This is a genomic window from Microbispora sp. CL1-1, from assembly GCF_012034195.1.
Classification (GTDB): Bacteria; Actinomycetota; Actinomycetes; order Streptosporangiales; family Streptosporangiaceae; genus Microbispora.
This window is the reverse complement of sequence record NZ_JAATEK010000005.1, coordinates 82,459-99,646: the sequence shown is the minus strand read 5'-3', so window position 1 is coordinate 99,646 and position 17,188 is coordinate 82,459. Positions and strand designations below refer to the sequence as shown.

The 17,188-nt window shown below is 72.5% G+C and carries 11 protein-coding genes; 8 read left to right on the top strand and 3 right to left on the bottom strand.

Features of this window, described 5'->3' with window-relative positions:
- Positions 1-90 precede the first annotated feature (90 nt).
- Both HCK04_RS08170 and HCK04_RS08165 read right to left on the bottom strand, forming a co-directional pair.
- Positions 91-390, bottom strand: coding sequence for a WXG100 family type VII secretion target (locus HCK04_RS08170; RefSeq protein ID WP_142646488.1), 300 nt, complete (start codon positions 388-390; stop codon positions 91-93).
- 39 nt (positions 391-429) lie between these two features.
- Complete coding sequence (locus HCK04_RS08165) at positions 430-780, bottom strand: WXG100 family type VII secretion target (RefSeq protein ID WP_142646486.1); 351 nt, start codon at positions 778-780, stop codon at positions 430-432.
- Positions 781-1,019: 239 nt separating this feature from the next.
- Here HCK04_RS08165 and HCK04_RS08160 point away from each other — a divergent pair, with 239 nt between their 5' ends.
- The 3 genes from HCK04_RS08160 to HCK04_RS42100 are packed head-to-tail and all read left to right on the top strand — an operon-like array spanning position 1,020 to position 4,285.
- Positions 1,020-2,180: a hypothetical protein gene (locus tag HCK04_RS08160; RefSeq protein WP_142646484.1), complete on the top strand. Its 1,161-nt coding sequence runs from the start codon at positions 1,020-1,022 to the stop codon at positions 2,178-2,180.
- Positions 2,181-2,183: 3 nt separating this feature from the next.
- Complete coding sequence (locus HCK04_RS08155; RefSeq protein WP_142646480.1) at positions 2,184-2,969, top strand: hypothetical protein; 786 nt, start codon at positions 2,184-2,186, stop codon at positions 2,967-2,969.
- Complete coding sequence (locus HCK04_RS42100) at positions 2,969-4,285, top strand: SseB family protein (RefSeq protein ID WP_240971175.1); 1,317 nt, start codon at positions 2,969-2,971, stop codon at positions 4,283-4,285. The genes HCK04_RS08155 and HCK04_RS42100 overlap by 1 nt, the downstream gene beginning before the upstream one ends.
- A 139-nt stretch (positions 4,286-4,424) precedes the next feature.
- On the opposite strand, the gene HCK04_RS08140 is transcribed toward HCK04_RS42100, so the two are convergent.
- The gene (locus HCK04_RS08140; RefSeq protein ID WP_142646478.1) at positions 4,425-4,805 is read right to left on the bottom strand and encodes a cupin domain-containing protein; all 381 of its coding nucleotides are present in this window, start codon (positions 4,803-4,805) and stop codon (positions 4,425-4,427) included.
- A 100-nt stretch (positions 4,806-4,905) separates the two neighbouring features.
- Between HCK04_RS08140 and HCK04_RS08135 the strand changes: the two genes are divergently transcribed.
- The 5 genes from HCK04_RS08135 to HCK04_RS08115 all read left to right on the top strand — a co-directional run bounded on the left by HCK04_RS08135 (position 4,906) and on the right by HCK04_RS08115 (position 17,182).
- Positions 4,906-5,760, top strand: a complete 855-nt coding sequence (locus HCK04_RS08135; RefSeq protein WP_142646476.1) for an AraC family transcriptional regulator — start codon at positions 4,906-4,908, stop codon at positions 5,758-5,760.
- A gap of 85 nt (positions 5,761-5,845) precedes the next feature.
- Entirely contained in the window at positions 5,846-6,262 is a 417-nt protein-coding gene (locus HCK04_RS08130; protein ID WP_142646474.1) for a YbaB/EbfC family nucleoid-associated protein, read from the top strand.
- On the top strand, positions 6,259-6,609 hold the full coding sequence (locus HCK04_RS08125) for a hypothetical protein (protein ID WP_142646472.1): 351 nt from the start codon (positions 6,259-6,261) through the stop codon (positions 6,607-6,609). Before HCK04_RS08130 ends, HCK04_RS08125 begins: the two co-directional genes overlap by 4 nt.
- Before the next feature lie 2 nt (positions 6,610-6,611).
- Positions 6,612-16,670 (top strand): hypothetical protein, encoded by a 10,059-nt coding sequence (locus HCK04_RS08120; protein WP_168065734.1) that lies wholly within the window; start codon positions 6,612-6,614, stop codon positions 16,668-16,670.
- Complete coding sequence (locus tag HCK04_RS08115; protein WP_142646470.1) at positions 16,670-17,182, top strand: hypothetical protein; 513 nt, start codon at positions 16,670-16,672, stop codon at positions 17,180-17,182. The genes HCK04_RS08120 and HCK04_RS08115 overlap by 1 nt, the downstream gene beginning before the upstream one ends.
- The last annotated feature ends 6 nt before the right edge of the window (positions 17,183-17,188 follow it).

The window sequence follows — 17,188 nt, the reverse complement described above, 5'->3', positions numbered from 1 at the left end:
GTCACCCTCCCGTTCACGGCCGAAGACGGCGCCGACGAGGGATCGCCGGTGCCGCCGGCCGTACGTCGGACGTTCGCTCTGCCTGCCGTCCTACTTGCCGTCGAACATGGCGGCGTTGATGCGCTCGACGTCCTTCATGTTCATGTTCGTGATGTTGATGTTCTTGGCCAGCAGGGACACGATGTCCGCCAGGCCCTTGGCCTCCTGCTGCCAGATCCGCCGGGTCTGGTCGTAGGCGTCCTTGGCGCTGCCCTGCCAGATCGCGGTCTTGGTGTTGAGCTTGTTCTCCAGGTTCTCCAGCTCCGTGACCAGCCTGTTGAAGGCGTTCTGGAACTCGGTCTCGCCCGTGTCGAGACCGCTGAAGTTGACCTTTGTGATGTCGAAGTCCACCGTCGCGCTCTCCGTCCGTTGCTGGTGGTCGTCTCGGGCTCAGCGGCTGTACGAGGCGGGCGGGGCCTGGTTGATGAGCGCCTCGATCTTGTTGATCTCGGCGGTCACCTGCGTGTTGAACTCGGCGTAGTTCTTGTTGTTCGCCCGGATGCTCTCCGCGAGGGTCTGCAGGCTGCCCAGGATGACGTCCATGCGCTCGTGCCACAGCAGGTGCACCTTGTTGAACGCGTGGTGCGACTCACCCTGCCAGTGCACCTTGAGGTTCTCACCGGCGCTGTCCAGGTAACGCTGGATGCCGCGGATGTTCTCGGCCGCGTCGCCGATCCAGGTGATCGCCTCCTCCAGGTCGTGCCGGCTTACTTGGGCCTGGCTTGCGCCAGAGTGCGACATGGTCACCTCCACTGATCCTGTCGAATTCCCCCGACCAGGAGGGTCGGGTGATGACCCAAAAGTCACAGTAATGGATCAGAAGGGGGCTTGCCGGGACTGTCCCAGATTAAGATTTTGTCACGTCGCTTACGCATTTGTCAGACGGCAGGTTAGGGGTTTCATACGATTTGCGAGCTTTGTGGTGACTCGGCCGTAAGTAGTTGAAAACGCAATCTGTCGGCAACCGGCTGGAGGGTGCTGTGACCGATACGAGCGGCGGCGGGAATCCTTTCGCCGGCCTGGCGAACACGATGAACACGGGCGGCGTGGTGGACCCCCGCCTGGTGGACCCCGAGTTCAAGATGGACTACCCCGAGGTCACGAAGTTCGGCAACGACGTGGCCGGCCGGGGACAGGTCCTGGGGGCCACGAGCGGGCGGATCAAGAACATTCACCTTCCGATGCTGACCTTCGGCGTGATCGGCGGCAGCCTGAACGGCGTGCACAGCCGGGTGCGGGACCAGACGGCCGAGGCCGTGGCGAAGGGCCAGGAGGTCCTGGAGTCCTACCGGCCGGCCATCGACCAGGCGGTCGAGAACGCCAAGGAAGCCGAGAAGCAGAGCTCCGGCGGCCCCGGGGACCCCCATCAGCCCGGCCTGCCGGGCGGCCCGAAGGCCCCCGGGTTCGACCCCAAGAAGCTCGGGCTCGACGGTGGCGGGCTGCCGAAGACCGACCCCGGCGCCGACCTCGGCAAGGACCTCACGCTGCCCAAGGACAAGCTCGGCAACGGCCTCGACGACGACCTGCCGCGCCCGGACGTGCCGGACGGCAGCTCGCTGCCCGATCCAGGCGACATCGGCGACGGCCTGCCCGGCCCCGGTGACCCGGACGGCAACGGCCCCGGCGGCAGCGGCCTCGACCCGAACGGCGGTCTCGGTCAGAACGGCCTCGGCTCCACGGGCCTCGACGGGCTCGGCCAGAACGGTGCGAACGCCCTGGAGACCCCCAAGCTGAACAACCCGGGCGACACCTCCCTCTCCTCGTACAACCCGAACCCGTTGCAGACGCCGACGCCGCCGTCGGTCCCCGACCTCGGCACGACCGGCTACGGGCCGGGCGACTACTCCCTGAACCGGCCGGGGAGCGGCGGCTACGGCTCGGGCGGCTACGGCTCCGGGGGTGCGTCGTACGGCTCCGGAGCGAGCGGCGCGGGCGGCGGGCTGGGCTCCGGCGCCGGGCGGGCCGGCGGCGGGTCCGGGGGGATCCCCGCCATGCCGTACGCCCCGATGGGCATGGGCGCGGGAAGCAACGACGACGGCAAGGAGCGGACGCGGGGCCCGGCGGTGCCGGAAGACGAGAGCACCTGGTTCGGCGACGAGGACGTGGCGCCTCCCGTCCTCGGGATGCAGGAGGACATCTAGGCCATGGTGAGCATCGGCAACGTCGAGATCTGGAACGCGCAGAACAACTTCATCACCGGCGCCGGGCTGGCCGGCACGGCCTCCCTTCTGGAGCCGGCCGCCCGGCCGCTGGCGGCGGTGCTGCTCGCGATGGTCGCCGACCCCGACGCGATGGCGCGGGGCGCGCGCGAGTGGCGCAACGAGGGAGGCGACGACGCCAACGCGTCACCCGACATCGGGCAGCTGCGCACTGATCTCCGCGGGCAGATCACCGCGCTCGAGTCGAACGGGCATCTGAAGGGGCAGATGCTGGCCACGATGAAGCAGAAGTTCGCCGAGCTGGACACGCAGCTCGACTCGCTGGACAGGGGAATGAAAGGCGTCGGCGACAGCCTCGACTCCGCGGCCCAGATCTACACCGCGGCCAGTTACATCTCGCTGTCGCTCGGCGGGGCGGCGATGACGCTGGCGTACGCCGGCGCCGCCGCCAAGGGCAACCCGATGACGCTGGCCGTAGTCGAGCCCATGGTGGTAGCGGTGATCGCCTCCCTGTCGAGGATCGCGGAGCGGGTGTTCGCGATCCTGGGGAGGGTGAGCTTCAAGGTCGCCGCGATCTTCATGGGAGTCTCCTATCTCACCGCCGGCGTCCAGCAGAAGTTCCCCGGCATGCAGGCCATCACCATGGAGGCGCCCGACTTCGCCAAGGCCAAGGTGGCCTTCGACCCGTCCACCGGAGGCCTCGCCGAGCCCCTCCCCGACCCCGACGACATGCCGAAGACGCCGTCCTTCATGCCTCCGTTCAGCCTCTGATGGAGTGGGCGGCCAGCGCGTTCGAGCGGCGGCTCGGGGCGGCGTACGACGCGGGGGACCTGGCGGTCTGCCTGAGCATGCTCAGGGACACCGAGCTGGCGCTGCCCGCGCCCCCGGAGGGAGACGCCGCCTGGCCGACGATCACCGCGCCCGACCGGGTGTGGCTGCCCGCGTACACCTCGGTCGAGGCGATGCGGGCGGCCACCGGGTTGTCGCGGGTCAGGATCACCTCGCTGGTCGAGCTGGCCGCGGGCTGGCCCGACCCGCGGTGGGGCCTGGCCGTCAACCCCGGCCTGCCGGTGCGCTTCCTGCTCGAACCGGGCACCGTGGCCAGGCTCGCGGTCCCCACCCTCGCGCAGGACCGCAGGGCGGAGCCCGAGCCCGCGCTGCCGGTCGTGCAGAAGCCGCTCACGCCCCACGACCTGCGGTCATATCTCGGCGAGGGGGAGTCGCGCGTCTCGGGCTACTGCCACCACGCGCTCGACGTCGCACACCTGGCGACGCCGGCCGTGCTCGCCGACGCCATCGGCCGGGGCGACGACGACGGTCTGCTCAGCCGCGAGGGCTCGCTGTTCCTGCTGCGGTGGCGCACGGTGGGGCTGAACCTCTACCGCACGCCGTACGGCGGGACCGACGAGGCTGGCATGGCGGCGGTCGCCGGGTGGGTCATCGAGGAGCCGCCGTTCGCCGGAATGGGCCTCGCGCCCAACGCGGACTCCCTTGTCCGTGAATACAAGGTGGACGCCGTACGGCTGCCGCACGCCTCTGAGATAGTCGAGCTGACCCTGGCCGGCAGCGAGGTCGTACGCGCGGTCTACGACGGCGACCTCGGCCGCTGGCTGCCGCCCGGCCCGGAACAGCCCCCGGAACAGCCCCCAGAACAGGCCCTCGCACCGGCACCGGCGTCGGCGAGCTCCTATCGGGCGCGCCGGCGCGGAGCCGAGTTCACGGCGAATCCGGACGCGGGACACGACGGGCTGCTGATCCGGCTGCTGAGCGACGGGCCTGCCGACGGGTTCGAGGAGCGGGCCCCGGGCCGCTTCGTCCGGCCGGTGCCCGCCGAGGAGTGCGAGGCGGTCTTCCACGTCACGCGGGTGTGCGAGTGGCGCGGCGCCCCCTGCCTCGTACGCGACGAACGCCCGGGCGAGCTGCTGCTCGAATACACCGGCGGGCGGCTGCCGGTCGCGCGGGCGCTCGGCATGGAGCGGATCGAGCGGGGCGTCCACCGGCGGTGGGTGGCCCACGCCGAGGTCAGCGGCCTACGCGAGCACGCCGAGCCTCTCGACCTGGGCTCGGACAAAGGGAGCGGACGTTGACGAGCGAGACCGATCCGCACATCCACGTCGCGCAGCGGTTCGCCGGCGGACGACCCGGCCGGGCCGGCTTTTGAAGCACGCCGCGGAGACTCCTCGCCGCGCCGTCGCCCCAGCGGTCCCCGCCCTCGCCCGCGATCTCCTACAGGGGTTCGGCGGCCCTGGTCATCGGGCCGCCCGCGTCACCGGTGTTGAGCGTGCCGACCGGCTCCACCAGCATCACGGCCGTCTCCTCCTCGGCCACGGGGCAGTGCTCGACGCCGCGGGGCACCACGTAGAGCTCGCCGGGCCCGAGGACGACGTCCCCCTCGCGATCCTCCTCGCGCAGCCGGATGGTGAGCCTGCCGCTGACGACCACGAACAGCTCGTCGGTCTCCGGGTGGGTGTGCCAGACGGACTCTCCCTTCAGCTTGGCGAGCTTGATCTCGTAGTCGTTGAGCCCGGCGATCGTTTTCTGCGTCCACAACTCGTCGATCCGGGAGAGCTTGTCGGCGATGTTGACGGGGTCGAGGGAAACGGACATCGTGTGTGCCTCTCACTTCGGATGCACCGCCCGGAGCGGGCGATGACGCACGTGATGAGCGTGGCCCGGCCCGCTGTCGTCCGTCTTGTACGTTTCTAGCGTGACGGCTCACCATCGTCCGCCGACGGTCAGTGCCTGGCGGCCGCCGGTGCCCGGCATCGCCGAGGTCTTCCACGCGCACTTCACCGACCATGCCTATCCGGCCCACACTCACGACACGTGGGACCTGATGATCCTCGACGACGGCGCGGTCGACTTCGGACTGGACCGTCGCCGGCACGCCGCCGCCGACCTGTCCGCCGTACTGCTCCTGCCTCCCGGTGTCCGGCATGACGGCAGGACCGTCACCGCCGCGGGCTTCCGCAAGCGCGTGCTCTACCTGGACACCACCGTGCTGCCGGAACGTCTCATCGGCAAGGCGGCGGACGCCCCGATCCTGGCCGACCCACTCCTGCGTGACCGGATCCACCGCCTGCATGCCGCTCTCGGGCATCCGGGAGAGGTGGTCGAGGGCGAATCACGCCTGTTCTTCGTCGCGGAGAGGCTGCGCTTCCACCTTGAGGCGTTCCGGCATCGGGAGCCCGGCCGGGAGGCGCACCGGCTGGCCGTCGAGCTGCGTGAACTGCTGGACGCCCGGGTCCGGGTGGGGCTGTCGCTGCGGGAGGCGGCCGCCGTCCTCCACTCTCATCCGACACACCTGATCCGCTGCTTCACGCGGACGTACGGCCTGCCGCCGCACACCTATCTCACGGGCAAGCGCATAGACCTGGCCCGCAGGCTCCTGCTGAGCGGTCAGCGGCCGGCCGATGTGGCGACGAGCGTGGGATTCCATGACCAGGCGCACCTGAACCGGCACTTCACCCGGCATGTCGGCATCACACCCGCGCGCTATGCGTCCGGTGGGCACGTGTCGCGTAGGGATGCCCGTCAGGCGTCCCGAGGGAATCGACACTAACCGGATGCCAAACGAAGATGTGATAATCCCCGATATTGGACGTTGATCGGCATTGGGGTGAACGCGGGCGATCGGGGTGATGAACATGGCCGGGGGACAGACGCCGGATGCCGCCGGAATGCGGGCGTACGCCGAGGAACTGCGGGCCACGTTCATGCGCCTGCAGGAGGAGGCGCCCGTGCTGCACGAGAAGGCGCGCGCCGTACAGGTGACGGAGAAGTCGCGTGACGGGCTCGTGGCGGCCACGGTCGGGGCGAACGGCGACCTGATCAGGCTCGACCTCGACCCACGCATCTATCGGCGGCAGGACGCGCGCGGCCTGGCCGACGCCATCACGCGGACCATCCACGCCGCCGTGGCCAAGGCCCAGGACCGGGTCGTCGAGATCTTCGCGCCACTCGTTCCCCCTGAGCAGATGAGGGCGCACATCGAGGGTGACCTCGATGCGGTGCTCGAACAGATGTCGAGGCAGATGCCGAAGCGGACACCGGAGAGCCCATGAGCGAGCTGTTCGAGGTGAACTACGTCGACATCCGCCCGCAGCAGCTCGCGAAGGGCCTGTCGCAGTGGCACGCCACGGCGACCGACGTGGAGAGCGGCTACGGCGCCGCACTGCGGGAGATCCAGCGGCTCAACGCCGCCGAGCCGTGGGGACACGACACGGCCGGCGCCGCCTTCCGCTCCGCGTACATGGAGGGCGGCGGGCCCGACACGCTGATGAAGAAGGGCGAGGAACTCGCCGCGAAGGTGGTCGAGCTCGGCCCGACCGTACGGCGCAGTGCCGAGAACGCCCGCGGCATGGACGGAGAACGGGCCAGAGAGGTGCGCGAGATCCTGAAGCGGGTCTGACGATGACGCACTCCTCCACCACCGGCACGGGCTCCGGTGCCAAGCCGGCCACGACGAACGGCGACGTCACCTCGAACGGCGACGGGCTGCCCGCGTTCGCCGACGGCGGCGGCTCGGTCGTCGACGTCACCCCCGCCTGGGGCGAGTCGCTGCCCGCCTGGGCCGACGACCTCATCGCCCTGCTCACGGCGGGCCAGACCTGGCCGGAGGCGAGCGAGAGCCAGTTGTGGCAGCTCGCCCGCGCCCACCGGTCCGCGACCGTGAACGTCGTGCAGTCCGTCGATCCCGTGGGAGCCGCCGCCGTCGCCGTGCTCAGCGGGATGCAGGGCCCGTCGATGCAGGCGTTCCTGAACCGGCTCGGCGAGCACTACTCGGAGGACACCGGCCTGCTCAAGGTGGCGAACAACCACTTCGCCTACGGTGCGCAGGCCGACAACTTCGCCCGGGAGACGCAGTATTCGAAGCTGTCGGTCAACGTGGTGTTCTGGATCGCGCTGATCGCCACGTTCATCGCGCTCGTCGCCGCCTTCTACTCCGCCGGGGCCTCCACCCGGGTCATCGGGCCGATCGCCGCCCGCGCCAGGGCCGAGACACAGAAGATCCTCGAACGGCTCGCCCTCATGGCCGGCCGCCCCGCCGCGGCCCAGGCGATCGCCAAGGGGACCATGCTGGCCTCGGTCCGGACCGGCCTGCTCGGCCGCATCCTCGCCAGCCCCCTGGGCAGAGAGCTCGTCGAGGAGATCGGCGAGGAGGTCGCCGGCGACGCACTCGCCCAGTCCGAGCAGCGGAAGTCGGGCACCCGCAACGGCTGGGACTGGAAGATGACGAGCGCCACCGCCCTGGGCGCGGCGGGCGGCGCGGGCGTCGGCATGCGGGTCGCGCACCCGGTCAGCAAGCTGGTCAACAGGACGCCCCTGCTCAGAAGGCTGAACACCGACGCCCCCGGGTTCGGCAACGCGTTCAAGCGCTTCCCCGGCAGGGCGTTGACGACCGGCCTCACCAACGTGATCGCCTCCCCGGCCGGGAGCATGCTGGCCAACGGGCTCGTGTACGGCCAGTGGGAGCTGCCCGACGGGGAGTCGCTGGTCGGGGCCGCACTGTCCGGCGCCGGCCGTACGAACACGATCAGCCCGTTCAACCCTGACGTGATCCAGGCGGTCGCCAGTCCGCGTACGGCCCTGGCCTCGGCGTACGACACCAGCGTCCACACCGATCTGACCCGGGCCCTGTCCACTCCGTCTCCCAATCCCACGGCCGGGCAGCCTTCGGGTGGCGATCCCGGCTCGGCGAACACGAACACGGCGGGCGGCGGCCAGACCGCGACCGGCGGTGGAACCGCGGGCTCGGGCAGCACGACCACCGCGTCCGTCGCGGGGCACCCCTCCGGCGGCCCGGCCACCCCGTCCGGCTCCGGCCAGGCGGCCGCCACGACACCGAGCGGATCCGCCCAGTCGTCCGGCACCGCGCCGTCCAGCTCCGCGCCGTCCGGCCAGGTGACGGCCGCACCCCCCAGCGGCTCCAACCAGCCCTCCACCACCGGCCAGCCCGCCACCGCAGGGTCCTCCGCACAATCCGGGGCGAGCCCGACGAACCCCGGCACAGCCACCACCGCCAACGCGGGCGCCACCACCTCTGGCACCTCGGGCTCCAGCACCGCCACGAACGTCACCAACGCGAACGCGACCGGCGCCACGAGCGCGACCAGCGCCACGAACGCAGGCAACGCGACGAACGCAGGTCAGGGCGCCTCGCCAAGCGCGTCCGGCCCGCAGACCACCGCCAGTTCTGCCCCGGGTGCGAGTGGCACCACCGGTGCGGCGGGCTCGAACACCCCGGCCTCCGCAGCGACCCCGAGTACGAGTACGTCCGGCCCGGCCAACACGGCAAACACGGCGAACGCGGGCAGCGCGAACCCGGGGCAGGCGTCGGCGGCTGCTTCCGCTGCCTCCCCATCGGCCGGCTCTGTGAGCACGCCCGCCGCGGCCATGCCCGCAGCCCCTGCGGCGACGCAGGCGTCCGCTTCGCCGTCGGCTGCTGCCTCCGGTGGCACCACGTCATCCAGCACTTCGTCCGCCACTTCGTCGGCCACATCGTCCGCTGCGGCGTCACCGGCCGCCCCGGCCTCCCCGGCGGCGTCCTCGGGAACGAACAGCGGCAGCGCTTCGGGAAGCACCTCCGCAGCACAGACGGCCGCACAGACGGCCGCACAGACGGCGGCGCAGGCGGCGGCTCGTACGGCGGTCTCCGACGTGCTGCTCACGATCGCGCCCGACACGCTCTTCCTGCGCGACGGTCGGGGCGCGAGGCTGACCGGCCCCGACGGCAGGCCGATGCAACTGTCGGGCGAGGACATCAAGACCGTTACGGAGCGGCTGGCGGCGCGTGCCGCCGAGGGCGTGGACACGCCTCGGCTCCATGCGGAGGCGGCCGCCCTGCTGGGGGCGAGGATCGCCGAGGAGAGCCTGGGACTCCCTGCCGAGGGGGCACTCGACGCGCTCGCCCGGCTCGCCGACGCGACGCCGGACAACCGGGGCGCCGCTGCCGAGGTGGCCGGTGAGGTGCTGGAGGACAACCCGCGCGGCTGGCGGCCCGACCGGCTGAGCGACGCGGGGGCCAGGCTGGTGGAGGAGGCGACGGTCCCGCCGCACGGACCCGAGCACGCTCTGCGCGTCGGCCGCTCCTCCGACACCGCCTCCGACATCGTCCGCCGCGCCGAGGCTCTCGCCGGGATCACGTCCGCGACCGGCGCGAACGGAACGGCCAACCCGGCGAGCGGAGGCCAAACCGCCGCGCCCGCCTCCAGCACCACGCCCGCCTCCAACACCGCCCCCGGAACCACTGCGCCCGGAACCACCGCGTCCGGAGCCACCGCGCCCGGAACCACGGCGTCCCCGACCGCGGGGACCGCTCCGGCGACGAACTCCGCCCAGGCGGCCAACCCCCAAGGCCCCAGGCGGTCCGGACCGCGTACGACCCGGGGGAACGGCCGGGTGACCGCCCGGCCGATCGCGCGGAGCCTGTTCGTCGCCGACGGCAGGGCGTCGCATCTGGCCGACCTGTCGTCGAGTGAGGCGGAGCAGGGCTTCCTGGCGCTCCAGCCGTCCGACGTGGGCCCGGACGTGACGGCGCTGGGCCTGACCGGCGAGCGGACGGTCGTCGTGGACACGGGCCGGCTCGGCGGGCAGCACTTCCGGTACGAGATCGGCCGGGTTCGCGGCGGTCGTCTCGCCGAGACCAGGGTCAGGTCGGGCACGGCCGAGGACCCCCACGTCGTACGGCTGTCGCCGCGCCTGGCGAACGACATCCTGCCCCGGGTGTGGCTGCACGAGATCAGCGACGTCTTCCAGCGGATGTCCGGCCCACGGCAGGGCATGGTCCGCTCGTTCCTGAGCCGTACGGCCGAGCCGGACCCCACGGCCTGCGTGACCGCGCGCTACCGCGAGCACGCGCTCCTGGACAGGCTGTGGCGGGAAGCCCCGGAATCGGAGCGTCCCGCCATCGCGCACGAGATCGAGCAGATCGGACGGGAGATCGAGAGGCTCGGGCACACCGCCCCCGAGCCCCCCTGGTCGGCGCCCCGGCCACCCACCGCATCCCAGCAGGCCCCCGGCCCCGCGACGCAGACCGCGAACGCACCAAGCACCACCGGACAAGGCGCGACATCGTCCGATCCGGTGGCGGAGCTGCGCGGGCTGGCCCGCTCCCAGCGGGAGACGCTGACGGACGCCGCCGGTGAACTGCTCATGGCGGTCAAGGAGAAGATCCGCAGCACCAGGGCGGCCGCGGCCGATGCGAAGAAGGCCGAGGATGCCGCGGAGAAGGCGTCGCGGGAAGAGGACCTCGGCGCCGGGGAACGCCGCCGCAAGGCGCTGACGGACCGCGACGTCCACCGGGCGAGCGCCGAACGCGCCCGCCACAGCAAGGAGGCGTACGCGCGGGCGTTGCGGCGGGCGGTCGAGGCGCGCACGAAGTACGAGGCGCTGGAGAACGCCCTCGACGCCCTCCCCGCCAACCGTACGGGCCCGCTGCCGGCGGATGTCGCCCGGCTGGCCCGGGAGGCGGAGGAGGCCCACACCGCGTACAAGGAGGCGCACGCGGACGCCCTGCCGCTGCCCGAGGTCCTGTCGGAGGCGACGCCGGCGGGCCGGCTGCCCCATCTCGAACGGCTCACACGGGTCGTCAACGAGATGCTCGAACGTGCCGGGGTCGACCACCGCTACGCGCCCGACGAGCTGTCGCACGTGTTGCGGTCGAACTTCAGGTGGCTGGTGTCGGAGGACGGCGCGCTGCTGCGGGTGGGCCGCGGCACGCGGGGCGAGCTGCGGCTGCGGCTGAAGGTCACGGACCTGGTCGAGGTCTTCGGCCATCCGGTGCGGCACTCGCAGTCGATGCTCGGCCAGTTGCCGCAGGGCGGACGCTCGGCCTCCGTCACCGCGAACCGTTCGCTGCGCCTGGCGCCGAGCTTCGACCTCAACACCTTGAGCAAGCCGTTGCAGTACGTGCACTGGGTCGGGCTGCTGATGAAGTTCGGCGTGCTCAGGGCCGGCGTCACGTTCGGCAGGAGCGAGTCGTTCAACGGCAACGCCTCCGAGTTCGCACTGGCCGGCGCGGTGCAGGACAACGCGGGCGAGGCGCTGGTGCTCGACGGGCTCGCCTCGGCCGAGGTCGAGCTGCGCACCGCGAACGGCACCGAGCGGGCGCAGGTGGACAGCGGCGCCCCCGGTGACGCCCGGAGCCTGCAGGTGTATCTGCCGCACACCCACGCGCAGCGGGGGCCGGCCGAGGTCACCCGGCTCCCCAGGGGCCAGTGGCAGCGGACGCCGCTCCCCGAGCACGCGGTCACCGGGCTGACCGGGCTGCAGGACCTCGCCGACCGCACCGCCGAGCGGATCGGCCGCCCGGAGATCGGCAGGATGACCCGCGACCAGATCGTCACGATCATGACGAAGGAACTGCCCGCCCGGCTCGGCGAGGCGGTCAACGATCCCGAGGGGCTGCACCGTCCGATCACCGTCAACGGCCGGGTGGTCGGCTACGTGCGGATCAAGAGCGAGGTCGTGATGGACACGGCGCGGCCGGTCGGCACGCCGAGCATCAAGCACCGCCTGGAACGGCTGCGCGTGGGGTTCTCGGGCGCGTCGGGTTCGCGCTCGGCGGGCCGGTCGGTCGACGTCAAGGGCACCGCGGGAGCCCAGCTTCCCATCGGCGGCCCGCGTCTGCTCGGCCGTCTCCACCTCGGCGGATTCAAGGCCGCCGCACCGCGGATCACGGCGGGGCTCGGCCGTTCCTGGTCGCGGTCGCGGTCGATGAGCGCGGGCGGCACCGCCATCCGGCCGAGCGTGCAGCGCTGGGCCGGCCACACCCAGGCGTACGCGCTGGAGCTGAAGCACACGGTGACGGTGCAGCTCAACACCGACGAGACGCCGCTTCCCGCCGTGCACGGCGAGAGCACGGGCCTGTTCCGCATGCCCGAGCCGCACGCGTACCGGTACGGCCTGCCGGTCGACCGGGCGGCCGTGGTGAACGCGGAGGAGGGCAGGCTCAGGGACGACCCGAAACCCGGCGTGCCGAAGGGCCGCCTGGCCCGGCTGCCCGGCTGGGCCCGCGGCACCGGGGCCGGGCCGGGGCTCGTGCAGGCGAGCGACCGCCCCGAAAGCGTCGAGAACTTCAACGAGGTGCGGGCGAAGGTCGTGGCGCAACTGCGTGCGCGCGGCCTGCTGCCGGGCGAGGACGGCTGGCTGTCCCGCGACCCGCTGACCCGGGCGAGCCAGATCGCCAACATGATCGAGGTGGCCGAGCAGCTCTCTCCGGCCCGCCTGCAGACCGGCTATGACCAGGCCATGCAGGACGGCATCATCCTCGACCTGGTGAGCCAGGGCATCGGCCGGGCCAGCCGGCATCTCACGGTGCGCATCCGGCTGGAGCAGTCGGGCCGGGAGGATTTCGTCGGCACCAGCGCCGCCGAGGTCGCGGCCGACCTCGACATCTCGTCGGAGACCTCCGGCCGCACGGTCAGCCGGTCGAGCGGCCGGTCCGTGGACGTCGGCCCCGCCCTCGGCCTTGAGCCGGGCGGGGTCGGCTCGACCGGCGCGGACGCGGGCGTCCACTGGAACAAGGGCAGCGCGGCCGGCCTGACCGTCAACGACACGGGCAACCTGGTCACGCTGATAGAGGGCACCGCTCCGGCGGCGATCTTCGAGGTTCCGCACACGCTCACCGTGGACCTGATCGAGGACGGGAAGATCACGCCGCTGGCCCAGAGCGACGACGTGTGGATGCGGGTGCTGCTGCCCTCCGATCTCCTGCCCGAGGACCGGACCGGGGTCTCGCCCCGCCACCCGACGTCCCCGGAGGCGCTGAGCCTGGCCACTCTCCTGCACGTGGACGGGACCGGCGTGCTCGACGCCCTGCGATCGGTGCTGCCGAGGGCGATGCAGCCGGGCTCGGTGTCGTTCCACCACCTCGCCGAGGCGTTCAACACCCGCAGCCTCATCTCCCACCCGGAGTGGCTGCTCGCCGACCCCGCCAACCCCGCCACGACGTACGGCACCGCCTTGGCGGTGCGCCCGCGCCGCCTGCGTACGCACCGGGCGTCGGCATGGGTCACGGCCAGGCCGGGCGAGTCGGAGTTCGTGACCGCGGCCGACCTGGTGATCGGCGACATCAACTTCACGATGGGCGCCTACACCGCACGGACGGAGGCGCGCGGCGGGCGGTCCATGGACGCCTCGACCGGCGTGAGCGGGGCGCTGCCCCGGGCGCTCGGCGGCAGGGCGGGGCTCGGCGGGTCCGCGGCGGGGAGCACGTCGTCATCGATCGCCGACACGGCGATCTGGGGCAGGGAACGGCTGGCCATCGACACCGGCAAGCACTACGTGTTCGCGATGAAGGCGGACATCACGGTCTCCGGCGACGAGGCGGGCAACCGGCGGGCCGACGCCGAGCCGCTGCGGGACAGGACGGTCGTCTACTCCCTCCCCGAGCGCGACGCCCTCGACCTCTACGGCAGGGGCGAGCTCAAGCTGCCCCTCGACCAGGTGGCCGACGCGGTGACGCGGCTGCTCGACGGCAACCTCCAGCTCGACCCGCGTACGGCCGTGCCGCTGGTGCGCAGATATCTGGCCGACCGGGCGCTGGCGCGAAGGGAGGGCAACCCCCGGCCCGACCTGGAGCAGAGGCACCCTCGCGACGTGCTCGCCGATCGGCTCGCCAAGGACTTCCCGATGCGCCTGGCCGCCGAGGGAAACCGGCTCAAGCGGATGCACGACAGGCTGCCGGACCTCGCCAGCCCCGTGGACGTCCCCGACCTCTATCGGGACTCCCTCGGCGAGAGCACCGTGAAGAAGACCGCCCTCAAGGCCCCGGACGGCACGCCGACCCACGTGCTCGACCAGGTGCTCGGCCAGATCGGCAAGGTCGCGCCCGGTGCGCTGAAGCGTGACCCCGTCCTGCTGCGCAGCCTGTTCGGCGACTTCGCCGGCAAACGCTGGTGGGGCAAGATCGACGCGATGAGCGGCGAGGAGGGCTTCGTCAAGACGTACTCGCTCAAGATCGGCCCCCACCTCACCGAGGAGGTCACGGTCAGGATCAGGGCGGTGCTCCACGGCGACGAGGCGAGCTACGGCGGGAACGTCCACAACTTCGGCCAGATCCTCCAGGACTACACGTACACGCAGGAGGACCGCACCGAGTCGTCGGGCAAGACGTTCGGCGGCAGCGCGAACGCCGGGGCGGGCCAGGCCGCAGGCAGCGGCGGCAGGGCGGCCGCCACCGACCGCTCGCACACCGGCACGGCCTCCACCGGCACCCAGCGGACCCGCATCCAGCGCGCGGCGGCGTTCCGCGGCGGGCAGCTCGTCGAGCACCCGGTGACCGTCATGATCGAGGTCGAACGCACGTCGGGCTCCCTGCGCGGCGCCGTGGCCGCGACCACCCGCGTCCCCCGGACCAGCCATGTCACGCTGGACGGCACGATGGCCCGGGTGCTGCCGGACGGCATGGTGGCCAAGAAGGGCACGGTCGCCGAGCGGCCGCCCGCCCCGCCCGACGTGCGGCGGGTCGCGCCGCCCGAGGTCTTCGTGACCGAGCGGCTCAAGGCCGACGGGCTGCTGCGCGCCGTGTTCGACCGGCTCTCCCGGCAGGACCTGATCGGCGGGGCCGCCGCCATGGAGCACTACGCGGCGCTGGCCAAGACGCTCACCGGTCCCGGGCTCACGACCCGGCTTGAGCGGATGACCGGCCCCGACGGGCACCGGCTCCTCCGGCTGCCCATGCCGGGCCGGCCGGGCCAGATGGTTGACGTGCGCATCCACGCCGACCTGTCCGAGCCCGACCCGGTGGCGCTGGGCCTGCAGGACACCGAGCTGGGGCAGGTGGACCGCGAGCAGAACACGGCAGGCACGGCCACCGACCGGGGGCAGATGACGCCGCTCGGCCGCACGTACAGCGGGGGGAGCGCCGTGGGCGCCGGTGCCGACCTCGGTGCCGGGGACCAGACCGCGCAGTCGAGCTCGGGCAGCGGCGGCAACCGCGACGAGACCAGCGTCTTCGAGAAGGGCACCGGGGCCAAGGTGCGGTTCCGGGTCGACTTCGACCTCCGGTTCGAGGTGCGCCAGGTGGCGCGCGACGGAGCGGAGACGGTGGTGCGGACCGTGGCCGTCCCCCGCGGCGCGACCGGCACGGCCCACCTGATCATGTTCCAGCACGCGCTGGAGGAGATGCTGGCGAACCGCGAGGCCGGCGCCGCCCGGCCCCTGTGGGACTTCAACCGGCAGCACGCCACGACACCCGGCGTCTTCTTCTCCCACGACCGCGTGCGCGAGATGGCCACGAGACATCCGTCGTACGACCCGGCGGTGCCCGCCACGCTCACCAAGGCGATGGCCGAGGCGCTCAGAGGGCGCACCGGGACGCGTCCCGTGGGCATCGTCGCCGACACCGGCCAGACGGGTTCGACGGCTCTGGTGGAGGAGGCCAGGCTGCTCGCCCGCGACCTCGGCGCCGACGTCCACCTCCATCTCACGCTGCCCGACGGCACCGTCGAGCGCCACCGCGCCACGCCCGTGGGCGAGCTGTCCGGCAACCCCTTCGCCGAGGCGCTCGGCACGGTGCCGCCCGATCTGGTGGCGCTGGCCGAGCGGCACGGCCTCGACCTGCGCGACCTGTACGGCGGGCGGCCGAGCGGGTTCGCCGACCGGATCGCCGAACGGCTCGACGCCCTCGGCGTCGCCCGGCCCGCGCAGGCCGACCCGGGATGGCCGGTGCCCGAGACGGCCGCGGACGGCACCTGGGGCGGCAACCCCTCCATCACCTCGCCCGGCTCCGTGACGGCCCAGCCCATCCCGAAGACCGCGTTCGTGGCCGACGGCCGGGCCCCGCACCTGCCCGACCTGTCGCACGCCGAGATCCCCGCGGCCGTCGCCGACCTGCGCCCGGCGGACTTCGGCCGGGGCCTGCACGCCCTGGGCGCGACGCCGGACGGCAAGGTCATCACCGCGGAGACCGTCAGGTCCGGCGCGGAAGGCTTCCTCGTGCTGATCGAGGACCCCGGCGGCGGCCGCCCCGCCCGTACGGAACTCGGGTCGGGCGGGCGTCCGAACGTGATCCGGCTGTCGCCGAGGCTGTCCCCCGACGTGGTGGCCCGGGTGCTGCTCCACGAGATCAGCGACACCCTGCAGAAGCGGGCCGCGCTGGAGCAGGGAGTGGTGCGCCGGTTCCTGAACACCGTCGATCCGGGCTACGACGCCTGCGCCACCGCTCGCCGCAACGAGCACGCCTACCTGTCCCGCAAGTGGCTGGCGGCCACCTCCGCCGAGGAACGGGCGCGGTTGCGGCACGAGATCGAGGCGGTCGCCCGCGACCTCGGCGCGCGGGGCCAGGCGGCGCCTCCACCGCCGTGGATCACCGTGCCGCCCCAGGCGCCGGTGCCCGACCTGTGGGAGCGGATGCGCAGGCTCAGCAACATCTCCGGCTGGGAGCCGCCCGACGATGAGGACGACGACAAGGACGAGACCGTCCCCCGGCAGGAGGACGCCGGACGGCCACAGGTGAGGAACGTGTGATGCCCTACTCGATCGCCAGAAGCAGGGACGAGGCGCAGCTCTATCTCGACCTGCACCCCTGCGCCTGCGGTTCCGTTGACACCGACTGGGACAGCGGCCTGGCGAGCGTCGAAGGGGAGCTGGTCACCTCATACGAGGGGCGCTGCGCGGCGTGCGGCGCCGAGCGGGAGCACCTGTTCGGGCTCCCGGCGCGGGAGGTGACGCCCACCGGTTTCCCGACGTTCGGCGGCGCGGAGCCGTCCGAGCTGCTCGACCCCGGCGAGTGGCTGTGGGTGGCCGACCTGACGGCGGGCAACGCCCCGATGGAGGGCGATCGGCGGCAGGCGCTGTCGATCGCGCGGGCCGCGGTCGAAGAGGTGATCAAGTTCGTCCCGCCCGGGCAGGACGAGGTGCCCGAGGACGCGTTCTGGTCGGAGCGGGGACGCGCCGTGCGGGCCGCCGAGCCGGGTCGGTTCCGTCTCGACCGGCTGCTCGTCGTACGCGACACCTACCGGGAGCTCGCCGGAGCATAGGGTTGC

Bases quoted from the DNA above. Each gene is read 5' to 3' on its own strand.
- HCK04_RS08125 (WP_142646472.1), top strand. From the start codon at position 6,259: ATGAGCGAGCTGTTCGAGGTGAACTACGTCGACATCCGCCCGCAGCAG.
- HCK04_RS08165 (WP_142646486.1), bottom strand. From the start codon at position 780: ATGTCGCACTCTGGCGCAAGCCAGGCCCAAGTAAGCCGGCACGACCTG.
- HCK04_RS08115 (WP_142646470.1), top strand. From the start codon at position 16,670: ATGCCCTACTCGATCGCCAGAAGCAGGGACGAGGCGCAGCTCTATCTC.
- HCK04_RS08140 (WP_142646478.1), bottom strand. From the start codon at position 4,805: ATGTCCGTTTCCCTCGACCCCGTCAACATCGCCGACAAGCTCTCCCGG.
- HCK04_RS08120 (WP_168065734.1), top strand. From the start codon at position 6,612: ATGACGCACTCCTCCACCACCGGCACGGGCTCCGGTGCCAAGCCGGCC.
- HCK04_RS08155 (WP_142646480.1), top strand. From the start codon at position 2,184: ATGGTGAGCATCGGCAACGTCGAGATCTGGAACGCGCAGAACAACTTC.
- HCK04_RS08130 (WP_142646474.1), top strand. From the start codon at position 5,846: ATGGCCGGGGGACAGACGCCGGATGCCGCCGGAATGCGGGCGTACGCC.
- HCK04_RS42100 (WP_240971175.1), top strand. From the start codon at position 2,969: ATGGAGTGGGCGGCCAGCGCGTTCGAGCGGCGGCTCGGGGCGGCGTAC.